Origin of the sequence: Salegentibacter flavus, assembly GCF_900115145.1 — a bacterium.
In the GTDB taxonomy this organism is placed as follows: Bacteria; Bacteroidota; Bacteroidia; order Flavobacteriales; family Flavobacteriaceae; genus Salegentibacter; species Salegentibacter flavus.
Genome location: NZ_FOVL01000018.1, coordinates 18,580 through 32,841 on the forward strand (window position 1 = coordinate 18,580; position 14,262 = coordinate 32,841).

Consider the following 14,262-nt stretch of genomic DNA (forward strand, 5'->3'; position numbering starts at 1 on the left):
AGCTTTCAGAAAAAGAAAAAGACGAATTCCTAAAAACCCTGAAACAGCGTTTCGAGGCTCACCCCGAGCATCATAAAGGAATTAAGTGGACTTCCGTAGAAAACCGACTTAAAGAAGCTCATGGTGAAAAACTTCGTTCATTATACCAGATGGAAAGCACAGGGGGCGAACCCGATGTAGTAGACCAGGACAAGGAAACCCGCGAAATTATATTCTTCGACTGTTCAGAACGGAGTCCGAAAGGCAGACGCAGTCTGTGCTACGACCGGGCGGCACTGGAAGCCAGGAAAGCTCATAAACCAAAGAACAGCGCGATGGACCTGGCCCGGGAAATGGGTGTTGAATTACTTTCAAGATATCAATACCGGCAACTACAACAATTCGGAGATTTTGATACCAAAACCTCCAGCTGGGTACAAACCCCTGAAAACATCAGGGAACTGTGTGGAGCCCTTTTCTGTGACAAACGATATGACACCGTTTTCCTTTACCATAGCGGCGCAGCATCCTATTACGCCTCAAGAGGCTTCAGAGCTTCGCTACAGATTTGAATAAGTATAGAGATGAAGGTTTGAGGAATGATTAACAGACAACAAACCCGCAAAAAACCCACAACAGAGAACCGATCCCGATTTTTATCGGGACCGGGAACTGAGTCTAAAGAATATAATCTGTACTCACAAAGTTGGATTCCTTTCCGGAAACCAGTTCCTGCAGTATCTTGTTATTGTAGTCATTGTCCTTAGAAGCCACGAAGGTTCTTATAGAGAAAGATCGCAGGGCGTCGTGCACACTCAGGGTGCCCACGGCAGAGTCTTTTCTTCCGGTGAATGGGAACACATCCGGTCCTCGCTGGCAGGCAGAGTTTAGGTTCACACGACATACCAGATTCACCATAGTATCGATAAGCGGCGCGAGCTGATGTACATCTTTTCCGAAGAGGCTCACTTGCTGCCCGTAATTGGAATCGGCTATCTCGTTGAGTAGGTCTTCTATGGAAGTAAAAGATTTTACAGGAATCACCGGACCAAACTGTTCTTCCTGGTACACCCTCATCTCCTCGGTCACAGGATAAAGCACAGCAGGGAAGATATAATTGTCGATTATCTTACCTCCTTTTTCATTCAGGATTTTTGCTCCTTTTTCCTGTGCGTCTTCTATCAATTCGGTGATGTATTTGGGTTTATCCGGTTCAGGCAGGGGCGTAAGCTTTACACCATCATCCCAGGGATTTCCAAATTTCAACTGGTCTACCCTTTCAGCAAAACGCTTATTGAATTCCTCCCTGATTTCTTCATGAACATAGATGATCTTCAGAGCCGTACAACGTTGTCCGTTAAAAGATAAAGTCCCTGACAGGCATTCCTCAATGGTATGATCAAGATCGGCATCGGGCAAAATAATCGCAGGGTTTTTGGCTTCAAGACCAAGCACGAGTCTCAGGCGATTCTTATGCGGATGTTGGTCCTGCAAGGCAATAGCCGATTTGCTGTTGCCAATTAAAGCCAGCACATCTATTCTCCCGGTTTTCATAATGGGGGCCGCCACTTCTCTCCCCCGGCCGTAAATGATATTTACCACACCTTTAGGAAAGCTTTCCTGAAAGGCCTTCAGCAAAGGGGACAATAACAAAACTCCGTGTTTTGCAGGCTTAAAGATCACCGTATTCCCCATTATTAATGCCGGAATAAGCAAAGCGAAGGTTTCATTTAAAGGATAATTATAGGGCCCCAGGCACAACACTACTCCCAGCGGTCCGCGCCGGATATGCGCATGCACATTATCCCGTTTCTGAAAATTAGCGCTATCACGGTCCAGCTGCTTATAATCTTCAATGGTATCGTAAATATATTCCACCGTCCTGTCAAATTCCTTTTCAGAATCGGGCAGAGATTTCCCTATTTCCCACATGAGGAACTTCACCACGGTCTCCCGCTCTTTCTGCATAAGTTCCACGAATTTCGTCATACTCTTAACCCGTTCGGCAACTTTCGCGGTAGGCCATTCTCCTTTTCCTTTATCGTAGGCATTGCAGGCGTGCTCCAATACCTCCAGGGCAGTAGCCTCATCCATATGCGGCACTGTACCTAACAGGGTTTTGCTGTAGCTTTCAGTAGAAGAAATAGTAGAATAAACCTCATCTTTTTTTCCATCCCATTTTATTAATTCTCCGTTTGCCAGGTATGTGTCCTGATGGATCGGCTCGACTTGATAAGATTTACTGTTACTCATAATTTAAGTTTTGGTTTTATTAAATAAGAAATTTAAAGCTAAGAAGTTTTAAGCCAATACGAACTAAGTCTCCCAGCTTTCACAAAATTTTATGACGCAAGAGAAAACAAAAGCAGCATTTCTCAAAGAATAAGCAGGAAATCTTACAAGTCAGATCAATTTGTTTTTTAATAGACAGGATCTACGGAATGAGCCAGTAGCCTATCCCCACTGAAAAATAGAAAACATCATCCAAAGTTTCTTCATAAACGAAATCTGGAGTAATGATCTTGCTCTCTCCCTGCGGAAATGCCAAATGAGGCCTGAAAGAGAAAATAAACTGATTATGATAGTAATATACAGGAAGACTGAGTTCCACAGAAAGCAAATTAAAATTGGAAGCTTCCTCCACCTCTATAGTTTCAACCGGAACCTGCTGCATCGCGTTTTTCCCCTTTCGGTTTCCCAAACGACTGGTTTGGTAATATTCCTGGTAAAAATACTGGGAGCCAGCATTTAATCTGAAGCTAGGGTTAAGAACGAGCTTGTTTTCAATTAGACTAAGCGTATTATCAAGGATAAGCCCCGCGAAAAAATCGGTTTCCCCATCTTCCGAAAAATAAGCGCTTCCCGTTACACTTAATTCCAGAAAATTAAAATCATAACCCAACAGGGCCATCAGGTTTCCGGAGGTTTGTGATTGTACGTTGTAACTCTCTTCGTTAAAGAAGTATTTTGTAGCAGCAATCCCCCCATTAAGCCCATTTGCATCAAAGCGGTACCCGGCACTAAGCAAACCCATATCCACCCTGTTTTCATCCTTTACGAGATAAGACAAGGAAGCATCGGCATAAAAACCGGAGCGGTGGTAATATCCTAAAGACGGCAACAAATAAGGGGCCGCCACAGAATCTCTTCTTCCCATAAAAACTGCATCACTCGAGTAGCTCAAATCTGCAAAAAGAAAAGAAAATCCCTCATCGGTTTTCTCTTCCCTCAGATTTTTATCGGCCTGGGCCGATAAACCAATTCCCTGAAATATCATTAGGAATAGTAGTAGCCTTTTCATAATTAAGATTTAAAGAAAGCCGGTAACCAAAACTGATTGCCGGCTTACTGGTTAGTTGTTTTTCCCCTTCTTAGGGTTCTTCTGAACCTGTTTCTGAACGTTTTTTGGAATGTTTTTTTGCATTTTCTTCTGCATCATATTCTTTTGCATCATGTTTTTACGAAGCTGATACATATTGGTGAGTTTTTCCCCATCCATATTCAAACATTCGCCATCCTGAAGACGCATCTGTTGTTGATTGCGAACCTGGTAAGTTCCATCAGGCCTAACAGAAATACCATCTCCCACGTTAAGCTGATTCTGTACACGGTTTTGCGACTGATTTCTTATCTGGTACATATCACCATCTATACGGGAATATTGCACACGATTTTGATTGCGCTCCTGAATCTGGGCTTCAGACAAGCCTTTGTTCTCTTGTTGAACCTTGAACCGGTACTGATATTCGCTGTTATACTTTACTCCGTCCATATCGAGGCATTCGCCGTTTTTAAGCCGGAGTCTTCTCCCATCGCGGGTTACATAAGCGCCATTCGGACTTAAAACTGTTCCATCGTTCAGGGTTATTTTGTCCTGTAGCTGCTGTTGGTCCTGATCTCTTATCTGTAAAAGATCTCCATCTACCATCATTAATCGTGTTTGATCACGATCCTGATCTCTGTCTTGATCCCTGTCCTGCGCAATCCCTGTCTGGATGCCTAAGAACAGAAAAGCCAATAAAAATAATATTCTCATTGTGTGTATTTTAAGTTAATATCTCTAATAAACTTAGCATATAAAAGCACCAAAAAGAATGATATTTCTCAGGAAAAAAAGTTTCGAGAAACTATTTTTTCAGACTACATTTTATACTAAAAATTTAACGCCTGAAGCCACTGCCGGATCTTCATAATTTCATAATTTTGGAATATATCCAAATTAATGGATTTAATCCTTCTAAAATGAATACAAAATCTATCATACACCTCGATCTGGACACATTTTTTGTGTCTGTAGAGCGTTTGCTTAACAGCGAATTAAATAACCGACCGCTTATCGTAGGAGGGATGGGAGACCGCGGGGTAGTTGCCGCCTCGAGTTACGAGACACGTAAATTCGGGGTTTTCTCCGGAATGTCTATGAAAGTAGCCCGGCAACTCTGCCCCCAGGCCATCGTGATCAGGGGAAATGCCAGCACCTACACCTACCACTCCAATGTAGTGACCGAGATCATTAAACACCAGGTCCCCTCTTTTGAAAAAGCCAGTGTAGATGAATTCTATGCCGATCTCACCGGAATGGATAAGTTCTTCGGAATAGAAAAATTTGCCAAAGAACTTCGCCAAAATATTATAAAGGAAAGCGGCCTCCCTATCTCATTTGGTTTATCCCAGAACAAGATCGTCTCCAAGATCGCCACCGGTGAGGCAAAACCCAATGCCGAAAGCATAGTAGCCCGGGGCAACGAACGGAATTTCCTGGCGCCTCTTGACGTAAACAAGATCCCTATGATAGGTAACAAAACCTATCAAACCCTGATGAATCTGGGCATTTATAAAATTGAAACCATCCAGCAAATGCCCGTGGAAATGCTGGAAAGCGTGCTGGGCAAGAACGGCCGCACGATATGGAAAAGAGCCCATGGCATAGACAATCCTCCTATCATCCCTTTTCACGAAAGAAAATCGATCTCTACCGAGCGTACTTTTGGCCGGGACACTATAGATATGATAAGGCTACATGCCACCCTGGTAGCGATGACGGAAAGCCTCGCCTACCAGCTTAGGAAAGGAAATAAACTTACCAGCCAGGTAAGTGTAAAGATCAGGTATTCCGATTTTCAAACGCAAAGCAAACAGGTCAAGATTCCTTACACCAGCGCCGACCATATCCTCATCCCAAAAATAGAGCAGCTATTCAAACAGCTTTACTACCGGCGACTGCTGATAAGGCTGATAGGCGTGAAATTCAGCGGGATCGTAGGCGGAAATTACCAGATCAATCTCTTCGATGATTCTGAAGAAATGCTGAACCTATACAATTCCATAGACCACATTCGCAATAAGTTTGGAGAACACAGCGTGATGCGGGCCGTTACTTTAGGCACCAAAACCATCGGCAGGATGGGCAATCCTTTTGATGGAGCGCCGCCGATAGTCCTGGCACATAGAAAACAATAATGTACCTCAATTGCCACACATATTATTCTCTGCGCTACGGCACCTTCTCTGTTGAGGAGCTGTGCAAACTTGCGCAAAAGAACGCTGTTTCCAGCCTGGCCTTAACCGATATCAACAACACTTCGGCCTGCCTGGATTTTATTAAACAAGCCCCGAAATATGGTATAACACCACTTATCGGAATAGACTTCAGAAATGGGGTAGATCAGCAATATGTGGGTATAGCCGCGAGCAATACCGGATTTCGGGAACTCAATACACATCTCGCAACACACCTCCACCAAAAACAGGATTTTTCTCCCGATGCGCCGGAACTCCCCGAATGCTTCATTATCTATCCCTTGGAAAAAGTAATGAGCAGGAAGAAAACCCGCTTCCGGGACAACGAATTCATCGGGGTTTCTGCGGAAAGCCTTCGGAAATTGAAATTCTCGAAATACCTGGAGTTCAAGAATAAGCTGGTGCTTCTGCAAAGCGTGAGCTTCCGAAGTAAAAGAGATTATAACGCGCACCGACTCCTACGCGCCATAGATAATAATACCCTGCTGAGTAAACTTCCAAAAGAAGAACAGGCTTCTTTTTCTCAGCAGATGTTTCCCGAAGAGGACCTCTTAAAGGAGTTTGACGATTTCCCTTATATCATAAAAAATACCCGGAACCTGATGCAGGCCTGTAACCTAAACTTCGACTTTGGAGCAGAACGCATCAACCGCAATCTGCAGGTTTTCGGAAACAACAAAACCGAAGACATTAAGAAGCTTCGGGAACTTTGTTATGAACGTTTACCAAAGCGCTACCCTGAACCCACTCAGCAAATCCTCGATAGGCTGGAAAAAGAGTTAAAAGCTATCACCCAGCTAAATTTCACGCCTTATTTCCTCATCAATCTCGACATTGTGGAATATGCCCGGTCTAAAAACTTTCCGTTTATAGGCAGGGGCAGCGGGGCGAATTCCATCGTGGCCTATATCATTGGGATCACCAACGTAGACCCCATTGAGCTCGATCTCTATTTTGAGCGTTTCATCAATGCCTACCGCAATTCTCCCCCCGATTTCGATATAGATTTTTCCTGGAAAGACCGTAACGAGGTGACGGCCTATATATTTAGGAAATATGAGAACACTGCCCTGCTCACCACCTACGTCACCTTTAAACGCCGCGCCGTAGCGCGGGAACTCGGCAAGGTTTTCGGCTTGCCAAAGGAAGAGATAGACAAACTGGCTTCTGGTTATTTTGAGCTGGGAGAACTTGACGAAACCCAGAAGCTGGTACTGAGGTATAGCGCCCTTATCGAGGGTTTTCCCAATTACCTAAGCGTGCATTCCGGCGGAATCGCGATCCTCCATGATTCGGTCTATAATTATTGTGCTACTTTTTTACCGCCCAAAGGTTTCAGGACCCTGCAGATAGATATGAATGTTTGCGAAGATGTGGGCATTCATAAATTTGATATTCTCGCCCAGCGCGGACTCTCCAAGATCACCGATGCTATTGAGATCATCAAAGAAAATCAGCACGAAGCCAGGATAGAAGACATTGAAAACATACAGCTTTTCAAGGAAGATCCTGAGATCAATTCCCTGCTGAAAAATGGGGATTGTATGGGAGTCTTTTATGTGGAATCTCCTGCCATGCGAGGGCTGCTCATCAAACTACAGACTCAGGATTATATGAATCTGGTGGCGGCCAGTTCGGTGATACGACCGGGAGTTTCCAGCGGCGGGATGAAAGAAGAATATATTCAACGCCACAGGAATCCGGAGAAAAGGAAAGAGGCACACCCCATCCTGCTGGAAATAATGCCCGATACTTATGGGGTAATGGTGTACCAGGAAGATGTGATGAAGGTAGCCCACCACTTCGCCGATCTCAATTTCGATGATGCCGATGTGTTAAGACGCGGAATGAGCGGGAAAAAATACCTGCAGGAAGATTTACTTCGCATCAAAGAAACTTTCAGAGAGAATTGCCTTAAAAAAGGCTATGAAGAATATCTGATAGAAGAGGTTTGGGAACAGATCGCCTCTTTTGCCGGCTATGCCTTTCCGAAAGGTCACTCGGCTTCCTATGCGGTAGAAAGCTACCAGAGCCTATATTTAAAACGCTACTTTCCGCTGGAATTTATGGTGGCGGCGCTAAACAACGGCGGCGGATTCTATGACGTGGAGACCTATCTCAAGGAAATAAAAAGATGTGGCGGGAACATCCATCCGCCCTGTATCAATAAAAGCGACCATCCCACCGTAATCTACGGAAAGGATGTCTACCTGGGATTTGGTTACCTCAAAGAACTCGAGCTCAAAAGCATTCAGAAGCTCCTTGAGAACCGACAGTTTTTCGGGGAATTCAGGTCTTTCGATGAGTTTATAGACCGGGTGGAGCTTTCTATCGAACAACTCAGCATTCTTTTGCGCATCAATGCTTTCAGATTTACAGGCATTGATAAGCATCAGCTTTTATGGAAAGCTCACTTCAAGCTAAACAAGACCAAACCCAAAACCTCACAGGCGGTGCTGTTCAAGCCTCCGCATAAAGATTATGAATTGCCTGAATTCTTCTATTCAGAATTGATAAATAGCTACGACGAGATAGAGTTGCTGGGATTTCCGCTTTGCAGTCGGTTTAGGTTGCTGAAATACAAAATGCAGGCATCGGTACTGGCGGCTGAATTAAAAACTTATGTGGGTAAAGAAGTTAGTATTTACGGCAACCTCATCACCCTGAAGAGAACAGCAACCACCACCAAACGCTATATGTATTTCGGCACTTTATTCGATAAAAACGATGATGTTTTTGACACGGTGCATTTCCCTAACATAGCCGAGAAGTATCCCGTAAGAGGCAAAGGAATTTATCTGTGTCGGGGCATTGTGGTAGATGAACTAGGCTATCTTTCCATACAGATAAAAGCGATAGAAAGACAAGCTATCTTAATCGATCCCCGTTTGGCCGCACCCGTTTATTAATTGAGTTCGAATTTTTGTTTTGGCTGACTCACCAGGTTCACCAGGCCGAGCAATCGGAGGACAAATACTCCAAAAAGCAGCGTTATTGCTATCTTGAAATAATACAACAAACTGGAACTTCCAAAACTGGAACGATAATCGGCCAGCAGTTCTCTGCCTACTTCCGGCTGAATCTCTGCAAGTCGGTTTAGATGGGTATTCGCATTATTAAAAAGCGCTCTTCCCTCGGTATTGATTAGCACCTGTGCCACTCCGAAATTCTTATTCTCAAGATGATAAAGGATCTTTGACTCCACTTCCTGGTAGGCTTTTAAATTGGTCCTGAAATTTGCAAGGTGTTCCACTTCCTCCTCTACCAGGTAAGTGGTTTCATATTCTGCCAGGATATTATTTATTTTCCGGTTTTCATCTTTTATCTTTTCGAGATCGGTGGATGCTATCCGATAGTTATTTTCGTTAAGATGTTCAAAGATGAGTTGCTTCTCATGAAGTAAATCAGAAAGCATATACATTTGTGAGGCGGGAATTAACCGGTCTTCATACAGTGAGGAAAAATCGCTGTCGATTTTCTGAAGGTTTTTATTCTCGATCAGTTCGGCGATAAGAATAAGGGCAAAAAACAGACTGAGTAATAATATAAGGCGTTTCCTCTTTTCGGGTTTAATGGAAAATAGATCTTTCATAGCAATCGGGATTAAACTGAAAACGAGCAGTGTTCTAAACAATTGAGCGTCATACAAAATAACAAAATTTCCCCGATTTTTTTAAGTTTTTCCTAATCAAAAAAGCCTCAATTCCGAATTTCGAAATTGAGGCTTTTTCTATAATTATTTAATTTTTAGAAATAGCAGCCTTTTCCACGGCGTCTGCCGGGATTGGATTCGCTGTCTCCTATTTTGAAACTGAGGCTCAACATCACTTGATGTATTGGTCCTTGAAAGTAAGCATAATTCACTCCATCCCGGGCTCCTCCCGGAGAACTATCATTTTCAATATTTATTTCGTAGGGATCCTCTATTGATAATTGTCTATCATATCTTAAATCAATTTCAAATCTTCCGAAATTTGCCTTTATCCCGGCCTGTCCGGCTAATGGGGTTTCTTGTACAACTATGGCATCCTGGGTATCTTCTAAATTAGCACTCATAATATTTTGATATGCAGGCCCAGCATAAACATCTAAAGGTCCCCAAAAATTATAACCAAAAAGCAGAGGAATACTAAATTTTTCAACTGAATATTTAGATTCTAAATTAACAAAAGAGAAAGTCATGTCAATAGTATTGTACATAGCTTCGGGTCGGATGAAAAATTTTCCAAATTTTAATTGAAAGAAAACTCCCCCATGAAAACCAATCTCTGAATCTGGGTGAAACGTATCCGTACTATAATAATCAATTCCACCCACATTGGATGATCGACCTGTCACTTCAGGACCCGATCCATGATTAATTCCACCTTTCACTCCAAAACTGTATTCCTGAGCATTTGAAGAAAGGCTAAAAAACATTAGCCCAATTAAAATCGGTAAAAAACTTTTGTTCATAAATGTAGATTTATCGGTCTTAACTTCCCGGGTAAATATATCAATTAAATAAAATAATAGAATAATACTCTATATCTTTTTAACGCAAAAAATCGGCTAAACGTATATCAACAAAAAAAGCACCGGCAAAACCGATGCTCTTAATGATCTATCTTAATATTTTAGTGAACAATAATAGGATCTGCATTCCCATCAGGGTCACCATTTACCGTACCATCGATACTGGCAGCACCAAGTAAAAGAACTCCTGCCGCATGTGGGGCAGCCATAGAGGTACCACTAATTGTATTGTAGCCTCCGTCTTTCCAGGTAGACTTAACTGCAACTCCTGGAGCTGCATAATCTACCGGTGGATTTCCGTAGTTAGAGAAAGAGGCCCAGTTATCGTTAGAATCCATCGCAGAGATGGTAACGATATTAGCACCATTAACTCTTGCAGGAGAAGAGTTATTCGCATCGCTGCTTTCATTACCTGCAGCAAGAGCAAACTTGATCCCTTGTTGAGAAGCAGCAAGAACGGCCTGGTCCAAAGCATCTGAAGTTGGGCCTCCAAGGCTCATATTGGCTACATCTCCACTGTTTCCATAAGCTCCTACGTGATCTACACCGGCGATAACTCCGGAATAAGATCCACTACCACGGCTGTCAAGAACCTTTACAGGAATTACTATAGCTCCTGGAGCCACACCAATTACCCCTAAATCGTTGTTCAAGGCAGCGATAGTACCGGCAACGTGCGTTCCGTGTCCGTTACCATCGTCGGTAGATTTTCCATCTTTTCCTGAAGTAAAGGCATTAAAACCTCTGGAAGCATCTACATTAAGATCTTCGTGATCCAAATCTATTCCTGAATCGATCACCCAGGCTACTCCGGAACCGGTATAATCAGCTACTCCATTTACACGGGCGATTCCAAACGGAGTTTCCTGGCCAGAGCCTCCGCCACCACCGTCACCATCACAAGGGCCTCCATTTGGAGTACCACAAGGTGGAGCGAAAGTTACAATTCTGTCTTCTTCAATGTAAGACACTTCTTTTTTTCCACGAAGGTTTTCTACTTGCTCCGCGGTTAATTTCATTGCAGCACCGTTAAGCACTTTACTGTATACCGCAATAATATCGGCATCCTCAATAGCGCTTTCGCTTAAAAGTTGTTCGGTTTTAGCTTTAACCGATTCCTGGGCTTTAGTATAGCTTTCAGGATACTTTGCACCTTCGTCGCCCGTAACATCGGTGTTAAAGACCACAATGTACTGTCCCTGAATAATTTCTGAACTGGAAGGAGCTACTTGCTGTTCTTCCAGACTTTGGTTTTCTTCCTTATCCTGAGAACAGGAGAACATGAATGCTGCGGCCATCACAGTAGCTGCTAAAGGCCTGAGTTTTTGTAAAATCATAAAATTAAATGTTTGGTTAAAAAAAGGTTAATAGATCGATCAAATCTATGATTTTATAGGTAAAAAACAAATTTTTTTCTTTTTTATTAGAAATAAATCAAAGAAATGCCCGAATAAATGTAAAATTCACCATAAAAAAAAAGCCCCCTAAAAACAGGGGACTTGTTATCATTTTATGATTTTGATTAAATATTAATCAGTATTTTTTTACCTGGCCATCTTTGGCTACCCATTCTTCAAAACCCTCGTTCAGTTCCTGGACATTCTGGAATCCCATTCGTTTCAAAATTTTTAAGGCTTTTTTACTTTTTGACCCATCGGTGCAGTAAAGCAATACCGGACGAAATTTATCGAGGGTTTTCAGGTTTGTTCTGAATTCTTCATCGAAAACAATATTTTCCGCATTCACGATATGGGCATCGGTATAATCTTCGCGGGAACGTATATCAATAAGCTGTACATCTTCCATTTGAAGATGTAACTTCATCTCTTCTACACTAACATGTTCTACAGAATTTGGTAATCCGGGAGATTCGGCCTGAACTTCCTTGCAGGAATACAGACTCCCTACCAGAAGTAGTCCAGCCAGCAGTCGATTTATATTTATCATAGAATAAATTAATCTTCCTTTATTTCACCTTCCCATTCTATAATCCCTCCAAGGAGGTTATAGGTATTAGCAAATCCCATCTGGTCCATTAGCTGGCAGGCCTGTGCGCTGCGTTGTCCCGAGCGGCAATAAATATAGTAGTTCTTAGATTTGTCCAGCTTTTCAATTTCATCTACAAACTCCTGTCCCTTATAAATATCAATAAGTTTTGCATTCGGAAGATATCCTTCTTCCATCTCTTCTTCGGTTCGTACATCCAAAACCACAGCCTTATCGTCCTGTTCCAGTTTTTCTCTCCATTCTTCCTGAGTTAGTTCTTTCATAAATCTTAATTCTAATTTTTTTAATTCCCTTGAAGAAAGGGACCTACAGTTAATCAATTTTGGCCGAAAGGTAAAAAGATTTCCTCCTTATAAAGCCTATTCCTATTTCCCAATATAAATTTTGTAAAATATTTAACACTACACCTTCTTTCAAATTTTCTAATCTAAACTATATTTGTACATACAAATATTGTTATAACAAATGAATATAGAGGAAACTATAAAAGCGACTAATAAGTTACCAGAGTCCCGCCGGCTTATTCTCAATATCCTGGTGACAGCAAATCATATTAACGACAGGATTGGAGAGGCCTTAAAGGGTTTTGACCTTTCTATTCCGCAATTTAACGTATTGCGCATTCTTAGGGGACAGAAAGGAAAACCTGCAAATCTAAGCACTATACAGGAGCGTATGGTTAGTAGAATGAGCAATACTACCCGTCTGGTAGACAAACTAATCGCCAAAGGCCTGGTAGAACGGGTAACCTGTGAAGCTAACAGGCGCAAGGTTGAAATAAGTATCACCAAAAAAGGTTTGGAGTTCCTCCATGAAGTAGATCCGGTGATAGACAATATTGAAACCGAAATCACATCCCGTATAAATTCCGTAGAAAATGAGTTGATAAACGAGAAGTTAAATGAGTTGAGAGCTTAATCCCGGCACAAACCGGAGGGAACAATTAGCTCGCCTTAATAAGTAAATTTAATATAAACCAAAATCAAATAATAAGAAGTATGAAAAAGAATGTTTTAAAAATTGCCCTTGCATCGGTAATCGTTTTAACTACTGTTGCCTTTACCGCGAATAGCCTTGAAAAAAAGGAAATTAATGTAAAAGACAGTGAAGTTAGCTGGAGAGGCGAGAAAGTTACCGGATTCCATACCGGAACAGTAGAACTTAATAAAGGCCACTTTATCGTGGAAGATGGTCAACTTAAAGGCGGAGAATTCGTTATGGATATGAGCTCCATCAAAGTAACCGACCTGGAAGGTGAGAACAAGGCTAAACTGGAAGGCCACCTGAAATCTGATGATTTCTTTGGAGTTCAAACCTATCCTCAGGCAAAATTGGTTATCACCAGTGCTGCCAAGAAAAATGATGGCACCTATGGTGTAGTTGCCGATCTTACTATTAAGGAAGACACTCACCCTGTAACTTTTGATCTTGAATGGAATGAGAATTCAGCCAGCACCGCCTTAACTATTGACCGTTCAAAATTCAACGTGCGCTATGGTTCAGGTAGTTTCTTCGACGATTTAGGAGACAAGACTATCTACGATAATTTTGAACTGGAAGTAGATTTGAAATTCTAAATCGACGGGAGAAAAATTGCTATTGAAATTGAAAAGAAAAAGAAAAAATTAAGACAACTATGGAAAAGCAAGTAAATACTCAGGCCAGCAATGTAGCCTGGAAAGGTAAAAAAGTATTGGGATCTCACTCCGGCACCATCGATCTAAAAGATGGAAAGTTCCGGATGGAAAACGATGAAATCAAAGGGGGAGAATTCGTAATGGATATGACCAGTATCACAGTTACCGATCTTAAAGGAGAGGATAAAGCAGGTCTCGAAGGCCATCTGAATTCAGATGATTTCTTTGGAGTAGACAATTACCCAACTTCAAAACTCGTAATCACCAGTATTGCCCAAAAAGAGGATGGGACATATGGAGTGGTTGGCAATCTCACTATCAAAGATCAAACTCATCCTGTGACCTTCGATCTTGACTGGAATGATAATACCGCAACTACCAAATTAAGCATAGACCGTTCAAAATATAATGTGCGGTATAATTCAGGGAGCTTCTTTAGCGGACTCGGAGACCAGACTATCTACGATAATTTCGATTTAAATATCGAGTTGAAATTCAAGTAAACTACCTCGGGCAAGCCCCAAGAGGAATTTTTGGTAAATATATCTTGATTTCGAGACAAGCCTCGGAGCATTAAATCTCGATTATCGAGTAAAATTTTGCC

14 protein-coding genes are annotated in these 14,262 nt (G+C 42.1%); 6 read left to right on the plus strand and 8 right to left on the minus strand.

The window, feature by feature from the left end; genetic code table 11:
• Positions 1-38 precede the first annotated feature (38 nt).
• Positions 39-551 (plus strand): DUF4256 domain-containing protein, encoded by a 513-nt coding sequence (locus BM266_RS13140; RefSeq protein ID WP_093410513.1) that lies wholly within the window; start codon positions 39-41, stop codon positions 549-551.
• 106 nt (positions 552-657) lie between these two features.
• Here the strand turns inward: BM266_RS13140 and BM266_RS13145 are convergent, their stop codons facing one another.
• From BM266_RS13145 to BM266_RS13155, 3 genes are all read right to left on the minus strand, one after another.
• The gene (locus BM266_RS13145) at positions 658-2,232 is read right to left on the minus strand and encodes an NADP-dependent glyceraldehyde-3-phosphate dehydrogenase (RefSeq protein WP_093410514.1); all 1,575 of its coding nucleotides are present in this window, start codon (positions 2,230-2,232) and stop codon (positions 658-660) included.
• Positions 2,233-2,413: 181 nt separating this feature from the next.
• Entirely contained in the window at positions 2,414-3,280 is an 867-nt protein-coding gene (locus tag BM266_RS13150; protein WP_245760448.1) for a hypothetical protein, read from the minus strand.
• Positions 3,281-3,331: 51 nt separating this feature from the next.
• Positions 3,332-4,015: a DUF6799 domain-containing protein gene (locus BM266_RS13155; protein WP_093410515.1), complete on the minus strand. Its 684-nt coding sequence runs from the start codon at positions 4,013-4,015 to the stop codon at positions 3,332-3,334.
• A gap of 206 nt (positions 4,016-4,221) precedes the next feature.
• Here BM266_RS13155 and dinB point away from each other — a divergent pair, with 206 nt between their 5' ends.
• Complete coding sequence (gene dinB, locus BM266_RS13160) at positions 4,222-5,439, plus strand: DNA polymerase IV (protein WP_093410586.1); 1,218 nt, start codon at positions 4,222-4,224, stop codon at positions 5,437-5,439.
• Positions 5,439-8,408 (plus strand): DNA polymerase III subunit alpha, encoded by a 2,970-nt coding sequence (locus BM266_RS13165; RefSeq protein WP_093410518.1) that lies wholly within the window; start codon positions 5,439-5,441, stop codon positions 8,406-8,408. The genes dinB and BM266_RS13165 overlap by 1 nt, the downstream gene beginning before the upstream one ends.
• Here the strand turns inward: BM266_RS13165 and BM266_RS13170 are convergent.
• The 5 genes from BM266_RS13170 to BM266_RS13190 form a co-directional block, all read right to left on the minus strand.
• Positions 8,405-9,091, minus strand: a complete 687-nt coding sequence (locus BM266_RS13170) for an MCP four helix bundle domain-containing protein (protein WP_093410520.1) — start codon at positions 9,089-9,091, stop codon at positions 8,405-8,407. The two genes, BM266_RS13165 and BM266_RS13170, sit on opposite strands and share 4 nt — an antisense overlap.
• Positions 9,092-9,246: 155 nt before the next feature.
• Positions 9,247-9,954 (minus strand): porin family protein, encoded by a 708-nt coding sequence (locus tag BM266_RS13175; RefSeq protein ID WP_093410522.1) that lies wholly within the window; start codon positions 9,952-9,954, stop codon positions 9,247-9,249.
• Between the two features lie 161 nt (positions 9,955-10,115).
• A complete protein-coding gene (locus BM266_RS13180) occupies positions 10,116-11,351 on the minus strand; it encodes a S8 family peptidase (RefSeq protein ID WP_093410525.1) in 1,236 nt (411 codons plus the stop codon).
• A 196-nt stretch (positions 11,352-11,547) separates the two neighbouring features.
• Positions 11,548-11,961, minus strand: a complete 414-nt coding sequence (locus BM266_RS13185) for a rhodanese-like domain-containing protein (RefSeq protein ID WP_093410527.1) — start codon at positions 11,959-11,961, stop codon at positions 11,548-11,550.
• A gap of 8 nt (positions 11,962-11,969) precedes the next feature.
• Positions 11,970-12,284 carry a rhodanese-like domain-containing protein gene (locus BM266_RS13190; protein ID WP_093410587.1) on the minus strand — a complete coding sequence of 105 codons (315 nt, stop codon included), beginning with the start codon at positions 12,282-12,284 and terminating at the stop codon, positions 11,970-11,972.
• A gap of 202 nt (positions 12,285-12,486) precedes the next feature.
• Here BM266_RS13190 and BM266_RS13195 point away from each other — a divergent pair, with 202 nt between their 5' ends.
• From BM266_RS13195 to BM266_RS13205, 3 genes are all read left to right on the plus strand, one after another.
• Entirely contained in the window at positions 12,487-12,939 is a 453-nt protein-coding gene (locus BM266_RS13195) for a MarR family winged helix-turn-helix transcriptional regulator (RefSeq protein WP_093410529.1), read from the plus strand.
• Between the two features lie 80 nt (positions 12,940-13,019).
• Entirely contained in the window at positions 13,020-13,598 is a 579-nt protein-coding gene (locus BM266_RS13200; protein ID WP_093410531.1) for a YceI family protein, read from the plus strand.
• Between the two features lie 59 nt (positions 13,599-13,657).
• Positions 13,658-14,161: a YceI family protein gene (locus BM266_RS13205; protein WP_093410533.1), complete on the plus strand. Its 504-nt coding sequence runs from the start codon at positions 13,658-13,660 to the stop codon at positions 14,159-14,161.
• Positions 14,162-14,262 lie beyond the last annotated feature (101 nt).

Coding starts and splice junctions, on each gene's coding strand:
- BM266_RS13200 (WP_093410531.1), top strand. CDS start 13,020: ATGAAAAAGAATGTTTTAAAAATTGCCCTTGCATCGGTAATCGTTTTA.
- BM266_RS13195 (WP_093410529.1), top strand. CDS start 12,487: ATGAATATAGAGGAAACTATAAAAGCGACTAATAAGTTACCAGAGTCC.
- BM266_RS13190 (WP_093410587.1), bottom strand. CDS start 12,284: ATGAAAGAACTAACTCAGGAAGAATGGAGAGAAAAACTGGAACAGGAC.
- BM266_RS13170 (WP_093410520.1), bottom strand. CDS start 9,091: ATGAAAGATCTATTTTCCATTAAACCCGAAAAGAGGAAACGCCTTATA.
- BM266_RS13165 (WP_093410518.1), top strand. CDS start 5,439: ATGTACCTCAATTGCCACACATATTATTCTCTGCGCTACGGCACCTTC.
- BM266_RS13150 (WP_245760448.1), bottom strand. CDS start 3,280: ATGAAAAGGCTACTACTATTCCTAATGATATTTCAGGGAATTGGTTTA.
- dinB (WP_093410586.1), top strand. CDS start 4,222: ATGAATACAAAATCTATCATACACCTCGATCTGGACACATTTTTTGTG.
- BM266_RS13175 (WP_093410522.1), bottom strand. CDS start 9,954: ATGAACAAAAGTTTTTTACCGATTTTAATTGGGCTAATGTTTTTTAGC.
- BM266_RS13205 (WP_093410533.1), top strand. CDS start 13,658: ATGGAAAAGCAAGTAAATACTCAGGCCAGCAATGTAGCCTGGAAAGGT.
- BM266_RS13155 (WP_093410515.1), bottom strand. CDS start 4,015: ATGAGAATATTATTTTTATTGGCTTTTCTGTTCTTAGGCATCCAGACA.
- BM266_RS13145 (WP_093410514.1), bottom strand. CDS start 2,232: ATGAGTAACAGTAAATCTTATCAAGTCGAGCCGATCCATCAGGACACA.
- BM266_RS13185 (WP_093410527.1), bottom strand. CDS start 11,961: ATGATAAATATAAATCGACTGCTGGCTGGACTACTTCTGGTAGGGAGT.
- BM266_RS13180 (WP_093410525.1), bottom strand. CDS start 11,351: ATGATTTTACAAAAACTCAGGCCTTTAGCAGCTACTGTGATGGCCGCA.